This is a genomic window from Streptomyces longispororuber, from assembly GCF_024448165.1.
Classification (GTDB): Bacteria; Actinomycetota; Actinomycetes; order Streptomycetales; family Streptomycetaceae; genus Streptomyces; species Streptomyces longispororuber_A.
Genome location: NZ_JAMOLN010000171.1, coordinates 1 through 24,190, shown reverse-complemented (window position 1 = coordinate 24,190; position 24,190 = coordinate 1). Strand labels below are relative to the sequence as shown.

At 72.9% G+C, this 24,190-nt stretch carries 22 protein-coding genes; 4 read left to right on the top strand and 18 right to left on the bottom strand.

Going from position 1 to position 24,190, the window contains the following annotated elements; all coding sequences use genetic code 11:
- The 4 genes from M4J07_RS35555 to M4J07_RS35540 form a co-directional block, all read right to left on the bottom strand.
- On the bottom strand, positions 1-1,713 hold a 1,713-nt coding region (locus tag M4J07_RS35555), incomplete at its 3' end, for a homocysteine S-methyltransferase family protein (RefSeq protein ID WP_255978981.1).
- On the bottom strand, positions 1,710-2,714 hold the full coding sequence (locus M4J07_RS35550) for a carbohydrate kinase family protein (RefSeq protein WP_255978979.1): 1,005 nt from the start codon (positions 2,712-2,714) through the stop codon (positions 1,710-1,712). The genes M4J07_RS35555 and M4J07_RS35550, both read right to left, overlap by 4 nt.
- Positions 2,715-2,814: 100 nt before the next feature.
- On the bottom strand, positions 2,815-4,038 hold the full coding sequence (metK, locus tag M4J07_RS35545) for a methionine adenosyltransferase (protein WP_255978977.1): 1,224 nt from the start codon (positions 4,036-4,038) through the stop codon (positions 2,815-2,817).
- 163 nt (positions 4,039-4,201) lie between these two features.
- Entirely contained in the window at positions 4,202-5,263 is a 1,062-nt protein-coding gene (locus M4J07_RS35540; protein WP_255978975.1) for a glucose-1-phosphate thymidylyltransferase, read from the bottom strand.
- Between the two features lie 134 nt (positions 5,264-5,397).
- On the opposite strand from M4J07_RS35540, the gene M4J07_RS35535 reads away from it, so the two are divergent.
- Positions 5,398-6,792, top strand: coding sequence for an NDP-hexose 2,3-dehydratase family protein (locus tag M4J07_RS35535; protein ID WP_255978973.1), 1,395 nt, complete (start codon positions 5,398-5,400; stop codon positions 6,790-6,792).
- 94 nt (positions 6,793-6,886) lie between these two features.
- Here the strand turns inward: M4J07_RS35535 and M4J07_RS35530 are convergent, their stop codons facing one another.
- Positions 6,887-7,402, bottom strand: a complete 516-nt coding sequence (locus M4J07_RS35530) for a type II 3-dehydroquinate dehydratase (RefSeq protein ID WP_255978971.1) — start codon at positions 7,400-7,402, stop codon at positions 6,887-6,889.
- A gap of 283 nt (positions 7,403-7,685) precedes the next feature.
- Between M4J07_RS35530 and M4J07_RS35525 the strand changes: the two genes are divergently transcribed.
- The gene (locus M4J07_RS35525; RefSeq protein ID WP_255978969.1) at positions 7,686-9,002 is read left to right on the top strand and encodes a LuxR C-terminal-related transcriptional regulator; all 1,317 of its coding nucleotides are present in this window, start codon (positions 7,686-7,688) and stop codon (positions 9,000-9,002) included.
- A gap of 3 nt (positions 9,003-9,005) precedes the next feature.
- On the opposite strand, the gene M4J07_RS35520 is transcribed toward M4J07_RS35525, so the two are convergent.
- The 3 genes from M4J07_RS35520 to M4J07_RS35510 are packed head-to-tail and all read right to left on the bottom strand — an operon-like array spanning position 9,006 to position 11,915.
- Positions 9,006-9,851, bottom strand: a complete 846-nt coding sequence (locus tag M4J07_RS35520) for a metallophosphoesterase family protein (RefSeq protein ID WP_255978967.1) — start codon at positions 9,849-9,851, stop codon at positions 9,006-9,008.
- Between the two features lie 11 nt (positions 9,852-9,862).
- Positions 9,863-11,194 carry a cation:proton antiporter gene (locus M4J07_RS35515; protein WP_255978965.1) on the bottom strand — a complete coding sequence of 444 codons (1,332 nt, stop codon included), beginning with the start codon at positions 11,192-11,194 and terminating at the stop codon, positions 9,863-9,865.
- Positions 11,195-11,204: 10 nt separating this feature from the next.
- Positions 11,205-11,915, bottom strand: coding sequence for a thioesterase II family protein (locus M4J07_RS35510; protein ID WP_308284803.1), 711 nt, complete (start codon positions 11,913-11,915; stop codon positions 11,205-11,207).
- Between the two features lie 290 nt (positions 11,916-12,205).
- On the opposite strand from M4J07_RS35510, the gene M4J07_RS35505 reads away from it, so the two are divergent.
- Both M4J07_RS35505 and mhpA read left to right on the top strand, forming a co-directional pair.
- The gene (locus M4J07_RS35505; protein WP_255978961.1) at positions 12,206-12,397 is read left to right on the top strand and encodes a ferredoxin; all 192 of its coding nucleotides are present in this window, start codon (positions 12,206-12,208) and stop codon (positions 12,395-12,397) included.
- A gap of 36 nt (positions 12,398-12,433) precedes the next feature.
- Positions 12,434-14,116, top strand: a complete 1,683-nt coding sequence (gene mhpA, locus M4J07_RS35500; protein ID WP_255978959.1) for a bifunctional 3-(3-hydroxy-phenyl)propionate/3-hydroxycinnamic acid hydroxylase MhpA — start codon at positions 12,434-12,436, stop codon at positions 14,114-14,116.
- 18 nt (positions 14,117-14,134) lie between these two features.
- Here mhpA and M4J07_RS35495 read toward each other — a convergent pair whose 3' ends face one another.
- From M4J07_RS35495 to M4J07_RS35450, 10 genes are all read right to left on the bottom strand, one after another.
- Positions 14,135-15,058 carry an ROK family protein gene (locus tag M4J07_RS35495; RefSeq protein ID WP_255978957.1) on the bottom strand — a complete coding sequence of 308 codons (924 nt, stop codon included), beginning with the start codon at positions 15,056-15,058 and terminating at the stop codon, positions 14,135-14,137.
- Positions 15,051-15,779, bottom strand: coding sequence for an HAD-IA family hydrolase (locus M4J07_RS35490; RefSeq protein ID WP_374215143.1), 729 nt, complete (start codon positions 15,777-15,779; stop codon positions 15,051-15,053). The genes M4J07_RS35495 and M4J07_RS35490 overlap by 8 nt, the downstream gene beginning before the upstream one ends.
- A gap of 39 nt (positions 15,780-15,818) precedes the next feature.
- Positions 15,819-16,892, bottom strand: a complete 1,074-nt coding sequence (locus M4J07_RS35485) for a Gfo/Idh/MocA family protein (protein ID WP_255978955.1) — start codon at positions 16,890-16,892, stop codon at positions 15,819-15,821.
- A complete protein-coding gene (locus tag M4J07_RS35480) occupies positions 16,889-18,049 on the bottom strand; it encodes a DegT/DnrJ/EryC1/StrS family aminotransferase (protein ID WP_255978953.1) in 1,161 nt (386 codons plus the stop codon). The genes M4J07_RS35485 and M4J07_RS35480 overlap by 4 nt, the downstream gene beginning before the upstream one ends.
- 54 nt (positions 18,050-18,103) lie before the next feature.
- The gene (locus tag M4J07_RS35475) at positions 18,104-18,916 is read right to left on the bottom strand and encodes a shikimate dehydrogenase family protein (protein WP_255978951.1); all 813 of its coding nucleotides are present in this window, start codon (positions 18,914-18,916) and stop codon (positions 18,104-18,106) included.
- The gene (locus M4J07_RS35470) at positions 18,913-20,184 is read right to left on the bottom strand and encodes a 3-deoxy-7-phosphoheptulonate synthase (RefSeq protein ID WP_255978949.1); all 1,272 of its coding nucleotides are present in this window, start codon (positions 20,182-20,184) and stop codon (positions 18,913-18,915) included. The genes M4J07_RS35475 and M4J07_RS35470 overlap by 4 nt, the downstream gene beginning before the upstream one ends.
- Complete coding sequence (locus tag M4J07_RS35465) at positions 20,181-21,257, bottom strand: 3-dehydroquinate synthase family protein (RefSeq protein ID WP_255978947.1); 1,077 nt, start codon at positions 21,255-21,257, stop codon at positions 20,181-20,183. The genes M4J07_RS35470 and M4J07_RS35465 overlap by 4 nt, the downstream gene beginning before the upstream one ends.
- 6 nt (positions 21,258-21,263) lie before the next feature.
- A complete protein-coding gene (locus tag M4J07_RS35460) occupies positions 21,264-22,607 on the bottom strand; it encodes an NAD(P)/FAD-dependent oxidoreductase (protein ID WP_255978945.1) in 1,344 nt (447 codons plus the stop codon).
- Positions 22,608-22,699: 92 nt separating this feature from the next.
- On the bottom strand, positions 22,700-23,479 hold the full coding sequence (locus M4J07_RS35455) for an arylamine N-acetyltransferase (RefSeq protein WP_255978943.1): 780 nt from the start codon (positions 23,477-23,479) through the stop codon (positions 22,700-22,702).
- 47 nt (positions 23,480-23,526) lie between these two features.
- The coding region (locus tag M4J07_RS35450; protein ID WP_255978941.1) for a beta-ketoacyl reductase at positions 23,527-24,190 on the bottom strand (664 nt) is incomplete at its 5' end.

The following is a 24,190-nucleotide window of genomic DNA, read 5'->3' as shown; positions in this document are numbered from 1 at the left end:
GGCCTTCACACACTCGTCCAGGAACACCGAGTTCAGCACGATCCGGGCGGCCGGGTTCAGGCCGAACGAGATGTTCGACAGGCCCAGCGTGGTCTGCACCTCCGGATGCCGCTTCTTCAGCTCCCGGATCGCCTCGATCGTCGCGATGCCGTCCTTGCGGGACTCCTCCTGACCGGTGCAGATCGTGAACGTCAGACAGTCGATCAGGATGTCCGACTCATGAATGCCCCAGTTCCCGGTCAGATCGGCGATCAGCCGCTCGGCGATCGCCACCTTGTGCTCGACCGTCCGGGCCTGCCCCTCCTCGTCGATGGTCAGCGCGATCAACGCCGCACCATGCTCCTGCGCCAGCTTCGTGACCTTCGCGAACCGGGACTCCGGACCGTCCCCGTCCTCATAGTTCACCGAGTTGATGACCGCACGGCCACCCAGCTTCTCCAGCCCCGCCCGGATCACCGGCACCTCGGTCGAGTCCAGCACGATCGGCAGCGTCGAAGCGGTCGCGAACCGGCCCGCCAGCTCCTCCATGTCCGCCACACCATCGCGGCCCACATAATCCACACACAGATCGAGCATGTGCGCGCCCTCACGGATCTGATCCCGGGCCATCTCCACACAGTCGTCCCAGCGGCCCTCCAGCATCGCCTCACGGAACTTCTTCGACCCGTTCGCGTTCGTCCGCTCACCGATCGCCATATACGCCGTGTCCTGCCGGAACGACACCGTCTGATACAACGACGCGGCACCCGGCTCGGGCTGCGGGGAACGCTGCGGCGGAGTCATGTCACGCACCCGCTCCACGACCCGGCGCAGATGCTCCGGCGTCGTGCCGCAACAGCCGCCCACCAGCTGGAGGCCGTAGCTGTTGATGAAGTTCTCCTGCGCGTCCGCCATCTCCGGCGGGGTCAGCGGGAAGTGGGCGCCGTCCTTGGTCAGGATGGGCAGGCCCGCGTTCGGCATGCACATCAGGGGCGTCGCGGAGTGCTGCGCGAGATAGCGCAGGTGCTCGGTCATCTCGGCGGGTCCTGTGGAGCAGTTCAGGCCGATGAGGTCGATGCCGAGCGGTTCCAGCGCGGTCAGCGCGGCGCCGATCTCCGAGCCGAGCAGCATCACGCCGGTGGTCTCGAAGGCGAGGGAGCAGATCAGCGGGACCTGGATGCCGAGGGCGTCCATGGCGCGGCGGGCGCCGACCAGGCTGGACTTGGTCTGGAGCAGGTCCTGGCTGGTCTCCACGATCAGCGCGTCCGCGCCGCCGGCGAGCAGGCCCTCGGCGTTCTGCTGGTAGCCGTCGCGGATCGTGGCGTAGTCGATGTGGCCGAGCGAGGGCAGCTTGGTGCCGGGGCCGATCGAGCCGAGGACCCAGCGCTGCCGGCCGTCCTTCGCGGCGAACTCGTCGGCGACCTCGCGGGCGATCCGGGCGCCGGCCTCGGACAGTTCGACGATCCGGTCGGCGATCTCGTACTCGCTCGCGGCCGTGACGTTCGCGCCGAACGTGTTGGTCTCCACGCAGTCCACGCCCACGGCGTAGTACGCCTCGTGGACCGAGCGCACGATGTCGGGACGCGTGACGTTGAGGATCTCGTTGCAGCCCTCCAGCTGCTGGAAGTCGTCCAGGCTCGGGTCCTGCTCCTGGAGCATCGTGCCCATCGCGCCGTCGGCCACCACCACACGCGTGGCGAGGGCCTCCCTGAGGGTTCCGGGAGAGGCCGTCACGACTGGTCGCCGCCCTCTCGGGTGACGGCCGCCAGGTGTGGGGCGATCGCCGCGGCGGCATCGGTGCCGTACGCGGCCGTGAGGTTGGCGAGGAGCCGGTCGGGGGTGGCGTCGTACGACTGGGAGCCGACCGTGCGGATCGCCTCCGCGGCCACCGCGCAGCCGAGCCGGGCCGCCGCCGTCAGGGCCAGGCCCCGGGCGGTGGCGGCGAGGAAGCCGGCCCGGAACGCGTCGCCGACGCCGGTCGGGTCGGTGACCGGGACGTCGGGCACGGCGGGCACGCGCAGGGACGTGCCGTCGGCGCGTTCGGCGCGGGCGCCGTCGCCGCCGAGCGTGGTGATCCAGGTGCCGACCCGGTCGAGGACGTCGTCGTGCGTCCAGCCGGTGCGTTCGAGCAGCAGGGCCGCCTCGTACTCGTTGGTGAAGAGCCAGCGGGCGCCGGCCACCAGGTCGCGGGCCTGCGGGCCGTCGAGGCGGGCGAGCTGCTGCGAGGGATCGGCGGCGAACGGGATGCCGGTCTCCCGGCACTGCCGGGTGTGGCGGAGCATCGCCTCGGGGTCGTTGGGCGCGATCAGGACCAGGTCGGGGCGGGCGCCGTCGCCGACCAGGGCGGTCAGGTCGATGTCGCGCGCCTCGGCCATGGCGCCCGCGTAGAACGAGGCGATCTGGTTGGCGTCCTGGTCGGTGGTGCACATGAAGCGGGCGGTCTGCCGTTCGCCGGAGACGAGGACGCCGCCGGTGTCGACGCCGTGCTCCTTGAGCCACACCTCGTACGGCCCGAAGTCGGTGCCGACGGCGCCGATCAGGAGCGGTTCGAGGCCGAGGCCGCCGAGCCCGAAGGCGATGTTGGCGGCGACGCCGCCGCGCCGTACTTCGAGGTCGTCGACGAGGAACGACAGGGAGACATGGTCCAGTTGACCGGGGATCAGCTGGTCCGTGAATCTGCCGGGGAACACCGTCAGATGGTCCGTGGCGATCGACCCGGACACCGCGATACGCACGTGAGCACTCCCGTTGGGTACGAGGACCGACCGGGGCTGCCTGGCCCTGCGGTCGAGCGGCCGGTCTGGGGCCGGCCGTCGGTGGATGGCGGGCGGCGGGTCAGATGCCGGCCGCGGCCTTCAGCTGCGCGGCGCGGTCGGTCCGCTCCCAGGTGAAGTCGGGCAGTTCGCGGCCGAAGTGACCGTAGGCGGCCGTCTGGGAGTAGATCGGGCGGAGCAGGTCGAGGTCGCGGATGATCGCGGCCGGGCGCAGGTCGAAGACCTCGGAGATGGCCCGCTCGATGGTGGCCTGCGGGACGGCCGCGGTGCCGAAGGTCTCGACGAACAGCCCGACCGGCTCGGCCTTGCCGATCGCGTACGCGACCTGGACCTCGCAGCGCGTGGCGAGGCCGGCGGCGACGACGTTCTTGGCGACCCAGCGCATCGCGTACGCGGCCGAACGGTCCACCTTCGACGGGTCCTTGCCGGAGAAGGCGCCGCCGCCGTGCCGGGCGTAGCCGCCGTACGTGTCGATGATGATCTTGCGGCCGGTGAGGCCGGCGTCGCCCATCGGGCCGCCGATCTCGAACCGTCCGGTGGGGTTGACCAGGAGGCGGTAGCCCTCGGTCTCCAGCTTGATGCCGTCCTGCGCGAGGGCGTCGAGGACGTGCTCCACGACGTGCTCGCGGATGTCGGGCGTGAGCAGCGAGTCCAGGTCGATGTCACTGGCGTGCTGCGAGGAGACGACGACCGTGTCGAGGCGGATCGGGCGGCTGCCCTCGTACTCGACGGTGACCTGGGTCTTGCCGTCCGGGCGCAGGTAGGGGACGGTGCCGTCCTTGCGGACCTCGGTCAGGCGGCGGGAGAGGCGGTGGGCCAGCTCGATCGGCAGCGGCATCAGGTTCGGGGTCTCGTTGCTGGCGTAGCCGAACATCAGGCCCTGGTCACCGGCGCCCTGCTCGTCCAGCTCGTCCGACTCGGCGGCGCGGGAGGCTCCCTCGACGCGCTTCTCGTACGCCGTGTCGACGCCCTGCGCGATGTCCGGGGACTGTGCGCCGATGGAGACGGAGACGCCGCAGGAGGCGCCGTCGAAGCCCTTGCTCGACGAGTCGTAGCCGATCTCCAGGATCTTGTCGCGCACCAGCTGCGCGATCGGCGCGTACGCCTGGGTGGTGACCTCGCCGGCCACGTGCACCTGGCCGGTGGTGATGAGCGTCTCGACGGCGACGCGGGACGTCGGGTCCTCGCTGAGCAGCGCGTCGAGGATCGTGTCGCTGATCTGGTCGGCGATCTTGTCGGGGTGGCCCTCGGTCACGGACTCCGAAGTGAACAGGCGACGGGACATGGCTCTCCAGATGTCGTGTAGGGGGTGTGCGCGGGCGTGCGGCACGTCAGGGCTACGGCGCTGCCACTGTCTCCGGACCGGCTTGGGCCGGGCATGGGAACCGGTGGAGTGCGCCCATGGCGGCGCACGAGGCGCGGTCGAGAAACGGCGGAGACGGCTGGTCTCACGCCGCCACTTCCGCGTTGGCGTGGTCGCCGACGAGCAGTTGGTGTCCGGCGGCGGACCGGCCGATGCGGGCCCAGCGGCCGATGATGGAGTGGTCGAGTGCGGGCACGCCGTCGACGGCGGCGCCCTCCAGGAGGATCGAGTCGGCGATGGCGGACTCCCGCAGGACGCAGTCGCGGCTGACGGCGACGTAAGGACCGACGGTGCAGTCGGTGACGGTGCTGCCCGCGGCGATCACCAGCGGCCCCACCAGGTGGCTGCCGCGCACCCGGGCCCCCGGCTCGATCACGACGGGACCGCTGACGGTGCTGGCGGCGTCGACGTCGCCGTGCACGGCGGGTCCCGGCAGCCGGCCGAGCAGTGCCCGGTTGCAGTCGAGCAGGTCCTCCGGCTTCCCGGTGTCCTTCCAGTAGCCGTCGTAGTGCTCGGCGCGCACCACGGCGCCGTCGTCGGCGAGCCGCTGGATCGCGTCGGTGATCTCCAGTTCGCCGCGCGCGCTGGGCCGCAGTCCGGCGACCGCCCGGTGGATGCGGGACGTGAAGAAGTAGACGCCGAGCACGGCGAGGTCGGTGGCGGGCTCCGCGGGCTTCTCGACCAGCCGGTGCACCCGGCCGTCGGCGTCGGTCTCCGCCACCCCGTAGGCCCGTGGGTCGGCGACCGGCTGCACGAGGAGCAGCGCGTCGGACGGTTCGGCGGCGAACGCGTGGGCGGCCTTCGCGATGCCGTCCGCGAACACGTTGTCGGCGAGGTACATGACGAAGTCGTCGTCGCCGAGGAAGTCGGCGGCGAGCTGGACGCAGTGGGCCAGGCCCCGTGGGCTGTCCTGGTGCAGATAGGTGAGGTCGAGGCCGAACGCCGAACCGTCACCGACCACCTGGGAGATCTCCGCGGCGTGGGTGCCGACGACGACGGCCGCCTCGGTGACACCCGCGTCACGGATGTTCTCCAGACAGTGCGTGAGCACGGGCTTGTTGGCCACCGGCAGCAGTTGCTTGGCGGTCGAGTGGGTGAAGGGACGTAGTCGGGACCCCGTCCCCCCTGACAGTATGAGCGCCTTCATGTTCCGCAACTGTGCTGGTGGTTCCTCAAGGAGGGCTTGACGCAGCCCGGAGCGCGGGGTGTCAGGCGACGGGCTCCGCGGGTCTCCAGGCCGTCGTCCACCGGGCCTCGAGCCGGACCCCGCAGCATGCCCGCATGGCCTCATCGAAGACCCCGACGCCCCGCGCCGACCGGGGGGACACCTCCTTCGACCGGTGGCTGGACGAGCAGCGCCGCAGGCATCGCCACACCGTGCGGCGGGTGCCGCTGGACAAGCTGCCGGGCTGGACGTTCAGCCGGGACACCGGCGATCTGGTGCACTCCTCCGGCCGGTTCTTCTCCGTCTCCGGGCTCCGCGCCACCACCGACTTCGGCACCGGCGGGCAGCGGCCGCTCAGCTGGACCCAGCCCGTCATCGTGCAGCGCGAGGTCGGGCTGCTCGGCATGCTGCTCAAGGAGTTCGACGGCGAGCTGCACTGCCTGCTGCAGGCGAAGATGGAGCCGGGCAACCTGAACGGGCTGCAGCTGTCGCCGACCGTGCAGGCGACGCGCAGCAACTTCACGGGAGTTCACCGGGGCCGTCCGGTGCCGTACACGGAGTACTTCACCGGGGACCGGTGCGGCGGGCGGGTGCTCGCCGACTCGCTCCAGTCCGAGCAGGGCTGGTGGTTCCTGCACAAGCGGAACCGCAACGTGGTCGTGGTGACGGACGACGAGGTGCCCGAGCTCGACGGGTTCCGCTGGCTGTCGCTGCGGCGGGTCGGGGCGCTGCTGCTCCGCGACCACCTGGTGAACATGGACAGCCGTACGGTCCTGTCGACGCTGCCGCGGCAGCTGCTCGCGGGCCCCGGCGAGGCGTCGCACCCGGCGGACGAGGACGACGCCGCGCACTCGTTCGCCGAGGTCCTGTCGGTGCTGGCCGACGCCCGGTTCCGGTACGAACTGACCCAGGAGCAGCTGCCGTTGCGGGAGATCCTCGCGGGCGGCGCGAGCCCGTGGCGGCGCACCGCCGACGGCATCGGGCGGCGCGACGGCCGGCACTTCACGGTGCTCGGGGTGAGCGTGGAGGCGCAGGCGCGCGAGGTGGCCCGCTGGTCCCAGCCGCTGCTCGCGCCGGTGCCGGGGTTCGCCGGGCTGCTCGTGCGGCGGCTGGGCGGGGTGCCGCACGTCCTGCTGCGGGCCCGGGTGGAGGCGGGCAGCCTGAACGTGGCCGAGTTCGGGCCGACGGTGCAGTGCTCGACGCGTCATCTGCGCGAACGGGGCGCGGACCGCCCCGAGTTCCTGGACACGCTGCTCGCGCCGGGCGCCGGCCGGGTGCTGTTCGACACGGAGCAGTCGGAGGAGGGCGGGCGCTTCCACCATGCGGTGACCCGCAACCTGATCGTCGAACTGAACGAGCCGGACCCGGCCGGCGAGGCGGTCCTGCGGGAGCCGCCGCCGGACTACTGCTGGGTGTCGGTGCCGCAGGTGCAGGCGCTGCTGCGGCACGGCGACTGCCTCAACGTGCAGGCGCGTTGTCTGATGACGGCGCTGACGCTCACCGCGCGCTAGGGCCTGTCGTCACACTCGCGTCGTCGCCCGGAGGGCGGCCCCGCGGTGTCTGGTGCGTGCGATCGCAAGGCGCCGGAAGGTCCTCGTAGCGGAGCTACTCGGGCCTTTCGGCAACGCCGCGAGCGTGCGTGCCAGACGCCGCGGGGCAGACGGGAGTGTGACGACAGGCCCTAGGACCGTCGGCGAGGTGCAGCAGGGCCTGGGCCGCCAGGCGGTAGCCGAAGGAGCCGAGGCCGACGACGACGCCGCTGGCCAGCGGGGCGATCACCGACTCGTGCCGGAACTGTTCGCGGGCCCACACGTTGCTGAGGTGCACCTCGATCCACGGCGGCGCGTAGCTGGCGAGCGCGTCGCGCAGGCTCCAGCCGGCGATCATCAGGGCGCCGGGATTGACGATGGCGCCGACCGTGGTGTCGCTGTGCCGGTGGATCGCGCCGACGAGGTCGCCCTCCGAGTCGTGCTGGACGGACACCACGTCCCAGCCCCTGACCTTCACTTCCTCGGCGACCGCCGCCTCGATGTCGGCGAGGGTGTCGGTGCCGTAGATCTCGGGCTCGCGGCGCCCCAGGATTCCCAGATTGGGACCGTTCAGGAGAAGCACGACACTCAACGTGGCCACCTCGGTATTCGGCTGCGTCCGCCCGTCTCCGGCCGCGGACCCCGGACGGATCCCATGCTGTCGCCGCCGTTCGCGGTCCGCCACTCTCAGAGCTGATAGTTCCCGCGCCGCCCGGACCTGCGCCGATGCGCGGGGCGCCAGGCGCTCCTGGAGGGACGCTCGGGCGCCGGTCGAGTCCGCCCACACGCGTCGTCGGCCCCCGGCAGCGCCGTCCTACTCTGGGCCGCGCACCGACTCTCGCTCGGCCGGCCCGGACCCCACGACAGGAGATGTGATGCTCGATTCTCCGTTCCGCCTGCGGCTGCCCCCGGTTCTCTCCGCCGTCCGCGTCTGCCGGAACAGTGCCTGCGGGACCGCCGGCCTCTGCGAGTCGTCCTTCGCCGCCTGGGCCGACGGCGATCTCGAGGAGGGCATCCGCCTGGCGGCCGCCGCGGTCCACGCGGAAGCCGAATGCGGCGGGAACTGCCGGGAGTTGGCGAGGATCTGGCACGCCACCCTGCTGATCGGTGTACGTGATCTCTCCGCCGCGGCGCGGGTCCTCGCCGACGTCGACGAGCCGGCGGCGGCCCGGGCCGAGGAGGGCGGCCTCGTGGCGGCCTCGCTGCTGTGCGCGGCGGACCTCGCGTTCGCCGAGGGGAACGTGACCCGCGCCGTCGCGCTCGCGGACCGGGGCGTGGAGCGGGCCCGGCGGGCCGGTCTGCACCGCATCGTGCCCGACGCGCACACGGTGATGGCGCTGGGCGCCCTGCGGCAGGGCAGCATGAGCGTGAGCACGGGGTTCGCCAACCAGCTGCGGGACTGCGCCCTGCTCGGGCAGACCGCGCACCGGCCGAGCCAGTGCGCCTGGGCCGCGGCCCAGCTCCTGGAGGTGCAGGGCGGCGCGGCGAGCGCCGCGCACCTCGTCGTGGGCATCGTCACGGACGACCGGCTGCTCCTTGAGCTGCTGGCGTCACAGCCCGCCGCGGCCGCCTGGCTGGTGCGGGCCACCCGGCAGCTGGGCGACGAGGGGCTGGCCAGGCGCGTGGCGGCGACGGCCACCGAACTCGCCGGGCGCAACCCGGCGCTCCGGTCCGTGACGGCGGCGGCGGCGCATGCCGCCGGGCTGGTGGACCGCGATCCGGAGCGGGTCCTCGCGGCGGCCGCCGCGCAACTGGACCCGTGGGCCGCCGCGTCCGCGTTCGAGGACGCCGGGAAGCTGTGCGCGGCGCGGCCCGCGGAGCGCCAACGGGCCGTCGAGGCACTGGAGTCGGCGGCGGACGGCTACGGGAACGCCGGGGCGCCGCGCGACGCCCGCCGGGTGGTGAGCCGGCTGCGCTCGCTCGGGGTGCGCCGCGGCTGCTATCCGCAGTACGCGGGGCAGGGCGGGGTGACCACGAGCGCGCTCACGCACACCGAGGCGGCGGTGGCCGAGCTGGTGAGCCAGGGGTTCACCAACTCCCAGGTGGGCGACCGGATGTTCATCTCCGGGCACACCGTGGCCTTCCACCTGAAGAAGATCTTCCGCAAGATGAACGTGGCCTCGCGGGTGGAGCTGACGCGGGCGTGGAGCCAGCTGTCGGGCGCGGCCGCCGGGGGTGCGGCGGTCCGCTGACCGTCACAGGATCCGGCGCGGGGTCCCCGGCGGGTCCTGGCCCTGGCGCTTGCGCCACTCACGGGGATAGCCCACGGACACCTCTTCGAAGCGGACGCCCTCGTGGTAGGTGGTGCGCGGGATGTGGAGATGGCCGTACACCATGGCGGCCACCGGGAACCTGCGGTGCCAGTCGGCGGTCAGCCGGGTGCCGCACCACATCGCGAACTCCGGGTACCACAGCACCTCCGTCGGGTGCCGGTCGAGCGGGTAGTGGTTGACGAGGACGACCGGCAGGTCGTCGGGGAGCTCCGCGAGCCTGCGCGCGGTCTGCGTCACCCGGGCCCGGCACCACGCCTCGCGGCTCGGATAGGGGTCCGGGTGCAGCAGGTTCTCGTCGTTGCACACGACGCCGGTCTCGTGCGCGTGGGCCAGCCCCTCCTCCTTGGTGGCGCATCCGTCGGGCAGGAACGAGTAGTCGTAGAGCAGGAACAGCGGCGCCACTGCCACCGGTCCTTCCGGCCCCTGCCAGACCGGGTAGGGGTCCTCGGGGGTGGTGACGTCCAGTTCGCGGCAGACCTCGACCAGGTGCTCGTAGCGGTCGACGCCGCGCAGGGTGACCGTGTCGCGCGGATGGGTCCACAGCTCGTGGTTGCCGGGAGCCCAGACGACCTTGCGGAAGCGGCTGGTGAGGGTCTTCAGACACCAGCGGATGTCGGCGACGGTCTCCGCCACGTCGCCGGCTACCAGCAGCCAGTCGTCGTCCGACTCCGGGGCCATCCGGTCGATCAGCGCCCGGTTGTCGGCGTAGCCGACGTGCAGGTCGCTGATGGCCAGCAGCCGTCCGCCGTCGTGGGCCGTTGCGGTCATCTCCGGCTCCGTCACACCGAGGCGGGCGGCGGCGACGCCAGGTCGGGCGTCCCCTTCTCGGCCAGGGCGATCTCGGCCTCCGCGTGCTCGTCGATCCGGGCCATGGCGATGCGGAGGATGGGCGGTGCCATCAGTGAGGTCACGATCGCGACGAGGATGATGATGGTGTACGTCTCGGCGCTGAGCACCCCGAGTTGCAGACCGACCATGGCGACGACGACCTCGATGACGCCGCGGGAGTTCATCCCGGCGCCCAGGGCGAGGGCCTCCCAGCGGCCGAGGCCGCTCAGCTTCGCGCCGATGTAGGCGCCCACGAACTTGCCGAGGATCGCGATGGCGAGCACCACGCAGGCCGTGGCCAGGACGGTGGGCCGGGTCAGCGCGGTCAGGTCCATCCGGATGCCGGCGGTGGCGAAGAAGACCGGGGCGAGGAAGGAGAGGGTCGTGATCCGCAGCGGGGCCAGCTTCTCCCGGTCCAGCTCGCCGCTGGTGCCGATGAGGACACCGCACACGAACGCGCCGAAGACGGCCTCCAGGTGCATCGCCTGGGTCGCCGCCGCGCCGAACAGCACGATCAGCGCGGCGACCGCGACGGTGGGGGCCGCCGACGAGGAGCGGCCCGCGGCCCGCAGCGCCGCCTTCACCAGGGGGCGGCCCACCAGCCAGGCGACCAGCACGACGCCCACCGGGTAGAGCACCGACGTGGCGAACGTGCCGGTGCTCAGCCCGGCCGTCGCCATCGCCGACACGATGGAGAGCAGGAACCAGCCGACGACGTCGTCGATCACGCCTGCGGCCAGGGTCAGTTGGCCGACGTCGCGGTGGAGCAGGTTCATGTCGATGAGGGTCTTGGCGATCACCGGGATCGCGGTGACGCACATGGCCACGCCGAGGAAGAGCGAGAAGACCTTCGGGTCGGTGCCGGCCGGCATGAGGGACGACGGCAGCAGGAAGCCGACGCCGACGCCGAGCCCGAGGGGCAGCAGCAGACCGGCGAGGCTGACCCGGACCGCGGTGCCGCGGCGCCGCTTGACGAGGTCGAACTTCAGCTCCATGCCGGTGATGCCGACGAGCAGCACCACGCCCACCTGGCCGACGGCGTCGAGGAGGTGCATCTGGCCGGGGTCCTTGGGCAGCAGCCAGTCGGCGAGGCCGGGCCACACGTGACTGAGGACCGAGGGGCCGACGAGCACGCCGGCGAGCAGCTCACCGACGATCGCGGGCATCTTGAACCGGGCGGCCAACTGGCCGAGGGACATGGCCAGGAGGAGGAGTACGGCCAGCTGGAGGAGGAACACCAGCAGGGAGTGGGAGGGGATCGTGGGGACGGGCGCGGAGCTCAACTCGGTCACCTCAGATCTTGGCTTCGTGGAGGGTGGCGACGTCCGGGCTGGTCAGGCGGTCCGCGAGGAGTCCGGTCACGCGGGTGTTCTGGTCGGAGAGGAAGAAGTGGCCTCCGGGGAACACCTGGAGCTCCGTCGGTCCGGTGGTGTGCTCCTCCCACGCCGCCGCCTCGTCGATGGAGACCCGGGGGTCGCTGTCGCCGGTGAGCACGGTCACCGGGCAGGTCAGCTGCCGTCCTGGCGTGCAGCGGTAGCGCTCCACGGCGCGGTAGTCGCTGCGGATCGACGGCATGATCATTTCCCGTACGTCCGGGTCGTCGAGGAGGACGGCGTGCGAGCCGCCCAGTCGCCGCACCTCGGCCAGGAGTTCCTCGTCCGTGCTCACGTGGAGCCGCTCGTCGCGGTCGCGGGACGGGGCCCGCCGGCCGGAGACGAAGAGCCGTACGGGGTCGGGGAGTCCGGCGTCCTGGAGGCGCAGCGCGACCTCGTAGGCGAGGACGGCGCCCATGCTGTGGCCGAACAGGGCCAGCGGCCGGTCGTCGAGGTCGCCGATGACCTCGAAGACCCGGTCGGCCAGCTCGTCGAGGTTGCTGATGTTCGGCTCCTGACGGCGGTCCTGCCGTCCCGGGTACTGGACCGCCAGCACCTCCGCCGTGGGCGCGAGCGCCTTGGACAGCGGGAAGTAGAAACTCGCGGACCCGCCGGCGTGCGGCAGGCACACGAGGCGGACACGGGTGTCCGGCGCCGGGTGGAATTGACGGACCCATGTTCCGAATTGCACCGATGCTTGAGGCACGGCCAGAAATTCCTTCCAGGAATGGTCCATTGGCACGCTGCTGCCCCACCGCGGGTCACCGTCACCGCAGTTCTGCCGCGAGCCTTACGTATATGACGTTTCTCGACCCATCTTTGAGTCGGGCACTTGAGTTCCGCTGGAGTAACTCCATAGAGGGCGCGCGGCTCGGGCATCATGGCCGACGTTCCGGAATTCACCCGTGGGAGGCGAGAACCGTGAAAATAGTCGCGGACACCGGCAAGTGCGTCGGCGCGGGCCAGTGCGTGCGCGTCGCCCCGGAACTCTTCGACCAGGGCGAGGACGACGGCGTGGTCGTGGTGCTCGACGCGGAGCCCGGGGACGAGCTCCTGGCGGCGGCCGGTGAGGCCGTCGACCTGTGTCCGGCCCAGGCCCTGTCCGCCGGCTGATCCGGTTCCTCCGACACCTCGCGAGTAGGGATCACGATGGCCATCACCCGCCCGCACGACACGTACGCGCACGCAACCCCGACGGACACGACTGACCCGACGGACCCGACGGACACGGACGTGGCCGTGGTCGGCAACGGGCCGATCGGCGCGGCCCTTTCGGTGCTCCTCGCCCAGCGCGGCCTGCGGGTGACCGTCCTGGAGCGCCGCCCCCGCCCGTATCTGCTGCCGCGGGCGACCAGCTTCGACGGGGAGACGGCCCGGCTGCTGGCGGCCACCGGGATCCGCGCGGGACTGGGCCGGATCACCGAGCCGGCCACCGGCTACCAGTGGCGGACCGCGGCCGGCCGGACGCTCCTCGACATCGCCTTCTCGGCGCAGGGGCGGTACGGCTGGCCGGACGCCAACACCATGCACCAGCCCGCGCTGGAGGAACTCCTCGCGGCGCGGGCGGCGGAGCTGCCCGGCATCACGGTGCTGCGCGGGCACCGGGTCGTCGGCCTGCACGACGACGGCCGGCGGGTGACGCTGACCTCCGAGGCCGCCGACGGCACGGCCGGCACGCTCTCGGCCCGCTGGGTCGTGGGCTGCGACGGCGCGAACAGCTTCGTGCGCGAGCACCTCGACGTCCCGCTGACCGATCTCGGGTTCTCCTACGAGTGGCTGCTGTGCGACGTCGAGCTGCGCGAGCCCCGCGAGTTCACCCCCACGAACGTCCAGATCTGTGACCCGGCGCGGCCCACGACCCTGGTCGGCAGCGGTCCCGGGCACCGGCGCTGGGAGTTCATGCGGCTGCCGGGCGAGAGCAGCGCCGAGCTGAACAAGGAGGAGACCGCCTGGCGGCTCCTCGCCCCGTTCGGCGTCACCCCGGACACCGCCAGGCTGCTGCGCAGCACCACCTACATCTTCCGGGCCACCTGGGCCGACGCGTGGCGGTCGGGGCGGGTGCTGCTGGCCGGTGACGCGGCGCACCTGATGCCGCCGTTCGCCGGGCAGGGCATGTGCTCCGGCATCCGGGACGCGGCCAACCTGGCGTGGAAGCTGGACCTGACGCTGCGCGGTCTGGCCGGCGACGCCGTCCTCGACAGCTACGCCGAGGAGCGCAGGCAGCACGTGAAGGAGTCGATCCTCTCGTCGGTGCAGCTGGGCCGGATGATCTGCGTGACGGATCCGACGGCCGCCGAGGAGCGCGACGCGACGGTCCTCGCGGGCCGTCGCGGCCGTACGGGGCCGGGGTCGCCGGAGCCGGCGAAGCCGCTGTCGGCCGGGCTGCTGAGCGGCGTGTCCAAGGCGGCCGGTGCGGTGGTGCCGCAGGGCCGGGTCGGCGCGGCGGGCGGTACGGGCCTGTTCGACGAGGTCGTGGGCCGCGGGTTCGTGCTCCTCACGACGGACGAACCGCGGGCGGCGCTCGGCGAGGACCGGTGGTCGTTCCTGGCGGCGCTCGACACCCATGTGGTGCGCCTGTTGCCGTCCGGGACGGCCGCCGACTCCGGGCCGGTCCGTATCGGTGCGACCGGGGTGACGGAGGTGACCGACGTCGACGGCTGCTACGGGGCGTACCTGGCCGAGCAGGGCGCGACGGCGCTGCTCGTCCGTCCCGACTACCACGTCTTCGGCGCGGCGAACGGTCCACGGGAGACGGCCGCGCTGGTCGACGAGTTGCGCGACCTGCTGGGCGCGAGCACGCCGACCGCGGCCGAACTGCGCCCGGCGGGCTGACCGTTCAGGGACCGGCCGTCAGGGCCGGGTCAGCCGGGCGAGCGCGACCGCGCCCCGCAGCGAGGAGAGCGGGCCCAGGGTGGCGGGCCCGACCTCCAGCGGCGGCTGTCCGGGGCGGGCCAGCTCCGCGAGCCGCGCGGACACCAGGCCGTCCAGGCCCGGCATGCCGTTCGCGAAGCCGCCGCCGATCAACAGCAGCCGGGGGTGGACGAGTTCCTGGACGCTCACCGCGGCGGCGGCCAGGGCGCGGGCGGTGCGCCGCAGCGCGTCGACCGCCCAGGGCCGTCCGTCGCACCAGCCCTGCCGCAGCGCGTCGAAGGTGACGTCGCTCCCCCGCAGCCGGGCCGCGTGGCGCAGGGTGGCGGGGCCCGAGGCGATCGCCTGGAGGCAGCCGTGGCGCCCGCAGACGCACCGCGGGCCGTCCAGCTCGACGACCGTGTGCCCGATCTCGAAGGATCCGCGGCCGGTGCCAGGGCAGAGTTCACCGCCCAGGACGAGCCCGCCGCCGACGCCCGTGCCGACCCCGACGTAGAGGAGGTCCGCGCAGTCGGCGGCCTCCGCCTCGGCGAGGGCGCCGAGGTCTCCGTCGTCCGCCCAGGCGACGGCGGCCTCGGGGAACAGGGTGCGCAGGGCCGCGCCCAGGTCCGTGCCGGTCCACTCGGGCCGGCTCGGCCAGGCGGTGATCCGCCCGTCCGGTCCGACCGTCGCCGGCACCGCCAGGCCCACGGCCCGGAAGGGCACACCGAGACGGTCCCGCAACTCGCCTACGTGCTCGGCCAGTTGGGCGAGGTCGCGGTCGGCGCCGGGGCGGGGCTGCCAGGGGAACACGGTCTCGGCCACGCGCCGCGTCCCGGCCTCGACCCGCAGGGCGACCTTGGTGCCCCCGATGTCGACGCCCAGGTGGTGGGCCTCCCCCGGGCCGCCGGGCCGGTCCTCAGTCACCGGGCACGGACGGGCACAGGGCGAGCAGGTCGGCGGGGCGGGCCAGCACCACGGCGGGCTCGGCGGCGAGCAGTTCGGCGGGGTCGGACAGCGCCCACAGCGCGCCGGCCGAGGTCACGCCGGCGCCGTGGGCGCTGGCGATGTCGGTCGGCGCGTCGCCGACCATGATGGCCTGCTCGGGCGCGAAGCCCATCAGGTCGAGGGCGCGTTCCACGATGTCCGGCGCGGGCTTCGGGCGGTCGACCTCGTCCGAGCCGATCACGTGGTCGAAGAACGGCAGCAGCCCCAGCGTGTCGAGCAGGGAGCGCGCCCGCGGCCCGCTCTTGCCGGTGGCCACGGCGAGCCGCAGTCCGCGGACCCGCAGGGTGAGGAGCAGTTCCACGATGCCGTCGAAGACCGGCACCTGGGACGCGAGCCGGTAGCTCTCGCGGACGAAGGGCTCCTCCATCTCCAGGGGCAGGCCCATGATCCGCATGATGTCCGGGAAGTAGCGCCCCAGGTGGCGCGTGTACTCGTCGAACGGCGCGGGGCCGTCACCGACGACCTCCTTGTAGGCGACGGCGAACGCCTCGTACATCACGGCGAAGCTGTCGACGATGACCCCGTCGAGGTCGAAGACCACGGCGTGCCTGACCCGCGGGGGCGCCTCGGCGACGGTGGCCGTGCCGCCCGCGCCCGGGGCGTGGATGTCGTCTCGCTGCGTCGAAACCCGTGTGGTCACCGGCTTCTTCACCTCCTGCTGGTGGGCCCGGTGGTGGGCCTAGTGGTGGGCGGGTACGGCGGGCCGCTGGTGCGCGGTGCGGGCCGACGCGTAGCAGTCGTGGATGGCGCCGATCGTCGTCCGGGCCTCGGCGGCCGCCCTGCCGCGGCGGTCCGGGTCGGCCAACAGGGCGGCGAGGCCGTCGAGCTGGCGCCCGTACTCGCTGCCGACGGGCTCCTCGGGGACCGGCACGGACGTGGTGGTGCCCGCGCGGGTCAGGGTCAGTTCCGGGCGGGGCAGCCGGTTGGGGCTGAAGCCGAAGGTGCAGCGCAGTTCGGCGGTTCCGGCGCTGCCGACGACCTGGAAGCGGGTCACGTCGACGGCCTCGTGCGAGGCCCAGCAGGCGTGCAGGGAGACCGAGACGCCGTCGGCGCGCACGAAGAAGCCGCGGGCGGTGTCCTCGACGTCACCCGGGCCGCCGGCCGCCTCGTCGTCGTCGCGCCAGGCGGCGGCGCCGGTGCCGGTGGCCACGAAGTCGTTGGACGTCGTGCCGACGGCCCGGGTGAAGGGGGCCGGGCCGAGCAGCGCGGACAGCGTGTCGAAGAGGTGCCAGCCGAGGTCGACGAGCACCCCGCCGCCGGCCGTGCTGCGCCGGGTGAACCAGCCGCCGGCCTGCGGGATGCCGCGGGACCGCACCCAGCCGGCCTCGACGTGGCGGATCCGGCCGAGCTCCGGCACCAGGCGGGCCAGGGCGGTCACGTCGGCGCGGTGCGGGGCGGCGCTGCCGGACAGCAGCGTGGCGCCGCCGACGCGTTCGGCCGCGGCCAGCAGATCGGCCTCGGCCGTGGTCAGGCAGACCGGCTTCTCCAGGAAGACATTGACGCCCCGGCCGAGCAGGTCGGCGGCGACCTCGGCGTGCAGGTGGTTGGGGACGGCGACGACCGCGAGGTCGACGGCGTCGGGGGTGAGCGCGTCGACCGTGGGGTGCACGGGGACGCCGGGCGCCGCGGCCCCGGCGCCGGGCGCGGGGTCGACGACGGCCACCACGTCGAAGCCGGTGTGCCCGGCCAGCCGGGGCAGCCACAGTTCCCGCCCCGCCCAGCCGAGCCCGACGACGGCCGTCCGCACGCTCATGCGGCGGCCACGGCGTCCGCGACGATCTCCGCCGTCAGGTGGATGGCCTCCTCGTCGGCGAGCAGCGTGCGGTGGTGCAGCCAGACGCTGTCCTGGCTGATGGCCTCGCTGTGGGGGCAGCGCTCGGCGATGGCGTCCGGGGTCTCGTCGGGGGTGCCCATCTCCCAGAAGGCGTCGGTGCGGTAGATCGCGCGGAAGCCCGCGAAGGCGGGCACGCCGGCCGCGACGAGCCGGTCGACCAGGGCGTTGCGGCCGTCCTCGCCGATGCCGGGGACGCGGAACATCGCCATGTAGTGGGAGGGGAAGTCGGTGCGCTCGTCGGGGCGCTGCGGGTCGATGCCGTCGATCTTCTCCAGGAGCGGCGCGAGCACGGCCCAGCGCTCCTGGCGGGTCCTGATCTGGCCTTCCAGACGGCCGAGTTGGGCGCGCAGGACGGCGGCGGAGAACTCGTTGAGCCGCAGGTTGGAGCCGGCTATCTCGTGCTTGTAGTGGCGGTCGGTGCGGGGCCGTCCGCAGCTGTGGCGCAGGAACGCCTTCTCGTACAGCTCGGTGTCGGGGAAGAGGACGGCGCCGCCCTCGCCCGCGGTCATCAGCTTGCCGTTCTGGAAGCTGAACGCGGCGACGCTGCCGAGCTCACCGACGCGCTTGCCGCGCCAGCGGGCGGCGTGGGCGTGCGCGGCGTCCTGGAGGAGCGGCACGCCGGTGTCGGCGGACAGCTCGGCCAGGGCGTCCATGTCGGCGAGGAAACCGGCCATGTGCACGGGCATGATCACCCGGGTGCGCTCGGTCACGGCGGCCCTGGCCGCCGCCACGTCGATGTTGTACGTGTGCGGGTCGACGTCGACCGGGACCGCGACGGCCCCGAGGCGCTGGGCCGCCTGCGAGGAGGAGATGAAGGTGAAGGCCGGGACGATGACCTCGGAGCCCGGGCCGACTCCCATGACCTGGAGGGCGAGTTCGAGGGCGTGGGTGCCGTTGGTGACGGCGAGCGCGTGCCGGGCGCCGTGGAATTCGGCGAACTCCCGCTCGAAGGAGTCGACTTCGCTGCCGCCCATTCGCCACCACTGGCCCTGTTCCAGTGCCCGGACGAGTCCGTCCCGCTCCGTCGCGTCGTACTGCGGCCACTGGGGGTATTCCGGCGCCTGTCGCACGTTCATGATTCTCCAAGAAATCGGATGTGATTCGATTCGGCGTAATTCAGCGCACGTTGTTCAGCGCAACTCGAAGAAGGATCGGTACGAATTCAGCTGGGCTTCGAGCATGTGGATGCCGTGGTGGATCCGGTGGCCGCGCGCGGCTGCCTCGCGCAGCAGGCGGGTCTCGTGGGGCTTCATGACGATGTCGGCCACGACGCAGTCCGGTGGCAGCCGGTGCAGCGGGAACGGCAGCGGGTCGTCGGCCCGCAGCCCGAGCGGTGTGGCGTTGACCGCGAGGTCCACGTCGGCCGGTTCGGGGCCGCTCAGGGCGTGCACCCGGCCCGGCCAGTGCGCCGTCAGGCGGCCGGCCAGCGCGGTGAGCCGGTCCTGGTCCGTGTCGTACAGGGAGAGGTGGTCGACGCCCGCCGCCAGGAGTGCGGCGGCGACGGCGCTGCCCGCGCCGCCGGTGCCGACGAGCAGCGCACGGGCGCCCTTCGGTTCGTGTCCCGCGCCGGTGAGACCGGCCACGAAGCCGAAGCCGTCGAAGTTCTCGGCGAGCCAGCCGCCGTCGGCCTCGCGGCGCAGCACGTTCGCGGTGCCGACGATGTCGACGGCGGTGCCGCGCCGGTCGGCGAGGCGGGCCACGGCCGCCTTGTGGGGCACGGTGACGAACATGCCGTCGAGGTTCTGCATGCCCTGCAGGCCGCGGACGACCTGCTCCAGGTCCTGCGGCCGGGCGTGCACGGGGACGACCACCGCGTCGATGCCGAGCTCCGTGAGAACCGGGTTCATCAGCGTGGGCGCCTTGACCTGGGCGACGGGGTCGCCGAGGACCGCGTACAGGCGGGTCGTGCCCGTGATGGGCGGGGCGGATGGGTGCGCGGTCATCGCAGCACCGCCTTTCGGGGCACGGCGGCGGCCGCCGACGCGGCGACCGTGCGGGCGAGTTCGCGGGCCTGGTCCCCGTTGAGGCGGGGGTCGCAGGCCGTGCGGTAGCGGGCGGGCAGGCCGGCCTCGGTGGCTCCGGCGGCGCCGCCGACGCACTCCGTGACGTGGTCGCCGGTGAATTCGAGGTGGAGTCCGCCGGGATGGGTGCCCAGGCGGCGGTGCACGGCGAGGAATCCGGCGATCTCGTCGGCGATCGCGTCGACGTCGCGGGTCTTGAATCCGTTGGCCGCCGTGTACGTGTTCCCGTGCATGGGGTCGCACTGCCAGACCACTTCGTGGCCGGACGCGGTGACCTTCTCGACGATCGGCGGCAGCACGTCCCTGATCCGGGTGTGTCCCATGCGGCTGATCAGGGTGAGCCGTCCCGGTTCGCGGTGCGGGTCGAGCCGGTGCACGTACGCGACCGCTTCCTCCGGGGTCGTGCGCGGGCCGAGTTTGAGGCCGACGGGGTTGGCCAGGAGCCCGGCGAACGCGATGTGCGCGCCGTCGAGCCCGCGGGTGCGTTCGCCGATCCACAGGAAGTGCCCGAGGCCGCTGGACAGGCGGGGTTCGGGCCCGCTGTCGTCGACGTGCAGCGAGGACCGCTCGTAGTCGAGCAGCAGTGCCTCGTGGCTGACGTAGACGTCCTCGGCGCCGGGCAGGGCGCCGTCGCCGAGCCGGTGGAGCAGCGCCGCCGTTGCCGACGCGTCGGCGTGGGCGCGCAGCATCCGGCCGGGGTCGGGGGTGCGGGCGGCCCGGGTGGGTTCGGCGGAGTTGACGATGTCGCCGCGGTAGGAGGGCAGGCCCTGGGCGTCCACGTCGCGGGAGCGTGGTTTGGCGTACTGCCCGGCCATCCGGGCGACCTTGACCACCGGCAGGCCGGTGCCGGCGGCGAGCACGTCGGCCATGTCCAGCAGGGTCCGCAGGTTGGCGGTGCGGTGGGCGTCGGTGTTCTCGGCGAACGATTCGGCGCAGTCGCCGCCCTGGAGGAGGAACGCCTCGCCGCGGGCGACAGCGGCGAGTTCCTCGCGCAGCCGTGCCGTGCGCGCCGCGGAGACGATCGGGGCGGCGCGGCGCAGTGACCGCACGACGTCCGCGGCCCGGCCCGGGTCGGGCCAGTGTGGCTGTTGCGCGGCGGGCCGGGCCAGCGCGTCCGCCAGCCGGGCCGCGAGGAGCGCGGCGGCGGCCGGCGGGGAGCTGTCGGTCGTCGTCCTGGGCGGCTGCCTCATGACGGCACCGCTCCGGCCAGGACGGTGCCGGTCGCGTCGGCGGTGGCGACGAGGTCGGCGAGCGGGGCCCGCGGCATCCCCTCCAGGACGGCCGCGACGACGTCGTGCGGCACGTCGGTGACCAGTTCGGCGCCGTCGGGCCCGTCGAGGGCGAACGCGAGGGAGCCGAACGCCTTCTTGTCGTGCCGCATCAGCTCGATCAGGGTCTCGGTCGCGGTCTCGGCGGGCACCGCGGTGGGCAGCCCGTAGGACCGGACGACGTCCAGGTGCTCCGCCACCCGGGCCTCGCCGATCCGCCCGAGGGCGCCGGCCAGCCGGCCCGCGAAGACCGTGCCGACGGCCACCGCCTCGCCGTGCCGCAGCGCGTAGTCGGTCGCCTTTTCCAGGGCGTGGCCCAGCGTGTGGCCGTAGTTGAGGATGTGGCGCAGCCCGGAGTCGCGTTCATCGGCCTCCACGACGCGGGCCTTGAGCCGCACACTGGCCGCGATCTGGTCGGCGAGCGGCAGCCCGCGCAGGTCGGGGGCGCCGATGAAGTGGCAGCGGGCGATCTCCCCGTAGCCGTTGAGCAGTTCGCGCGGGGGCAGCGTGCTCAGGTAGTCGGTGTCGCACAGCACCGCGCTGGGCTGCCAGTACGCGCCGACCAGGTTCTTGCCCTGCGGCAGGTTCACCGCCGTCTTGCCGCCCACGGCGGCGTCCACCTGGGCGAGCAGCGAGGTGGGCAGGTGCACGACGCGCACGCCCCGGTGATAGAGGGCGGCGGCGAGACCGACCACGTCGGTGGTCGTTCCGCCGCCGCACGACACGACGACGTCGGACCGGCTGAGCCCGAAGCGGACGAAGGCGGCGCACAGTTCCCCGACCGTGCCGAGGGTCTTGTCGCGCTCACCGTCCCGCGCCGGGACCAGCAGGGTCTCCACCCCGGTGTCGGGCACCCATTCCTCCGGGCGGGCCGACACGACGACGGCCCGCTCGGCGCCCAGCCTCCGGACGACCCCGGCGAGCGACGTCCGCACTCCGGGGCCGATCAGCACGTCGTACGCATGGTCTGCGAGCCGTAGCGAAACGGATGCCATGACGGGTTACCGGCCCGCCGTCACCCGGAGGACGCGCGCCTGCGACCGCTCCTTGCGGTCCTGCTCGTCCAGGTGGGGGTAGGAGGGGCAGCCGTAGACCCGCTGGAACGGCTCGAAGGTGTCCCACTCCTTGCGGCGGCGCATCTCGGCGGCCACCGAGTTGTGCTCGCTCCAGAAGTCGCCGCCGATGAGGCGGATGAGGTACCGCTCCAGGGTGTCGCGGTCCGTGGAGCGGGCGGCGTCGGCGGCCATGGCGACGAGTTCGCCGTCGTAGTAGGCGTGGATGAGGCGGATGTAGGTGTCGTAGCCGGTCTTGAAGTAGTTGGCGTACCGGTCGAGCAGGCGCTCCTCGGCCGACGGGTCGGCCAGCGCCTCGCCCAGGGTCTCCGCCGCGCGGACGGCGGTGGCGGTGGCGACCAGGACGCCGCCGGAGAACATCGGGTCGCCGAAGCAGCCGGCGTCGCCGACCATGAGCCAGCCCGGCCCGGTGACCGTGTCGGAGTGGTAGCAGTAGTCGGTCTCGATCTTGAGGTCCATGGCGGGCTCGGTGCCCGTCAGGCGCGCGGTGATCCGCGGGATGCGGGCCACGTGCTCCTCGAAGAGCCGCTCCGGCGTCGACCCGCGCAGCACGTCGCGCGGCATGACGGTGCCGACGCTGATGGAGTCCTTGGACAGCGGGATCGCCCAGACCCAGCCGTCGTCGTGGGCGCCGACCTGGATGTCGCCCTCGACGCCCGGGTTGTGGCTCTCGTCGAGGCCGGTGTAGTGGCGGTAGACGGCGACCATGCGGAGCTTCTCGAGGGTCTTGCGCAGGCCGAAGCGGTGCGCGATCCGGCCGCTGCGGCCGCTGGCGTCGATCACGTAGCTCGCGTGCACCTCGTGCTGCTCGCCGTCGTGCTCGTAGCGGACGCCGACCATGCGGTCGCCGTCCATGAGGAGTTCGCCGACGTTCGCGCCGAGCAGCAGCCGCGCGCCGGCGGCCTGGGCCTGCTCGGCCAGCATCCGGTCGAAGCGCTGGCGCTGCACCTGGAACGCGTTGTCGTGGCGGCCCTCGCCCTGCTTGGTGAAGTCCGCGCGGAAGACGCCCTCGAAGAACTTCTTCTCGGTCGGGTCGATGAACTCGCCGCCGAACTTGGGCACGTAGCCCTGGGCGGCCACCACGTCGCGCAGGCCGATCCGCTCGAACAGGCCCATCATGTACGGCAGCAGGGACTCGCCGATGTGGAACCGGGGGTTCGGCTCCTTCTCCAGGAGCAGGACGGAGTGCCCCTGCTTCGCCAGCATGTAGGCGCTGACCGCACCGGCCGGACCTGCGCCGATCACGACCACATCGGCTGTTTCCTTCGCCATCATGTTCCCTTTCTGGTGCCAATTCGGGTGGAGTCAGGGGATTTCTGGGGACTTCTGGGAAATCAGGGAGTGCGAACTGCTCGGTGTGCCGGTCAGCCGAAGGAGCCGGACAGCAGGTGGGAGACCAGCCGCTCGTGCTCGGTGTCGTCCGTGATGGTGCGGACCTCGTCGCGGCCGTCCCGCACCGTCAGGTGCCGGCGGCCCTTCAGGACGACCTGGCCGTCGTCGAGGGTCCGGCCGCAGAGGATCTTCGTGCCGTCCTGCGGTCCGGTGTCCGCGGCGATCTCCCGGACGAGGAAGTCCTCCATGTCCTTCCAGTCGCTCCACTGCCGGGGCGTGTTCGTGAAGCTGTAGACCACGCTCCACCGGGTGATCCTGCCGCGCCGCTGTAGAGCGATCCTGGATCCGCGCTCGACCAGCCTGAACTGGCTGCCGTACTGGCTCTGCACGGTGTCGCAGAGCCGCAGCGGCTCGATGTAGGAGGGGCCGGGGTAGCCGACGTCGACGAGCCAGTCCTCACCGGCCAGCCGGACGCGGTTGAACATGTGCTCCACGTCGATGCCGGAGGCCTCCCAGCCCTCGGCGGTGCTGGCGGCCAGCAGGGTGACGTCGTAGCCCAGTTCGGTGAGCAGCCGGGCGAACAGCCGGTTCAGCTGGAAGCAGGTGCCGCCCCTGCCCTGGACGACGCTCGTCTCGAACGTGGCGTCCTCGTCGAGGTCGACGAGGTCCAGTCCGCCGCTGAAGTCCTGCGTGGCTCCGTTGTACGGCAGCGCCATCAGGTGCTTCTTGTGCAGGGTGCGCAGCGTCGCGATGTCCACGCCGGTCTGGCCGGCGCAGTCGATCCGGCGGAGGTACCCGTCGACGTCGAACACGTCTCTTCACCTTCTTCCCAGGGGAGTTCGGACTGTCGGGCAGGGGGTCACACCGAGACGGCCACGGGGCGCGCCGCCTCCTCGCCGCACAGCAGCTCGTGGAGGTGGGCGGCGAGCATGCCCGCCGTCGGGTGGTCGAAGACGAGGTTGGGCGAGAGCTTGCGCTCGGTGAGGTCGCGCAGCCGGTTGCGGAGTTCGATCGAGGTCAGCGAGTCGAAGCCGACCTCGAACAGCCCCTGGTCCGGGTCGATCCGGTACGAGGTGCCGTGGCCGAGGACCGCGGCGATCTGCGTCCGCACCAGGTCGAGCAGCAGCTCGGCCTGCTCGGTGCGGGAGAGCCCGGCCAGCCGCTCCGTCACGGCGCGGCCCTGCTCGGCGGCGCTCGCCGCGTGGGCCTGCTGGCGGCCGGCGCGGACCAGGCCGCGCAGCAGGTGCGGCACTCCCCCGTCGGCCCCGGCCTGCTGCCGCAGCGACCGCAGGTCCAGTTTGGCGGGCACCAGCTGGGCCCGGCCGGACGCGACGGCGGCGTCGAACAGGGCCATGCCCTCGGCCGGCGTGATCGCCTGGAGGCCACCGCGCCGGTTCATCCGCTCCTTGACGATGGCGTCGGTACCGGCCGCCATGCCGCCGCCGTCCTGGTCCCACAGGCCCCAGGCCAGGGACAGTCCGGGCAGTCCGGCGGCACGACGCTCGGCCATCAGCCCGTCGAGA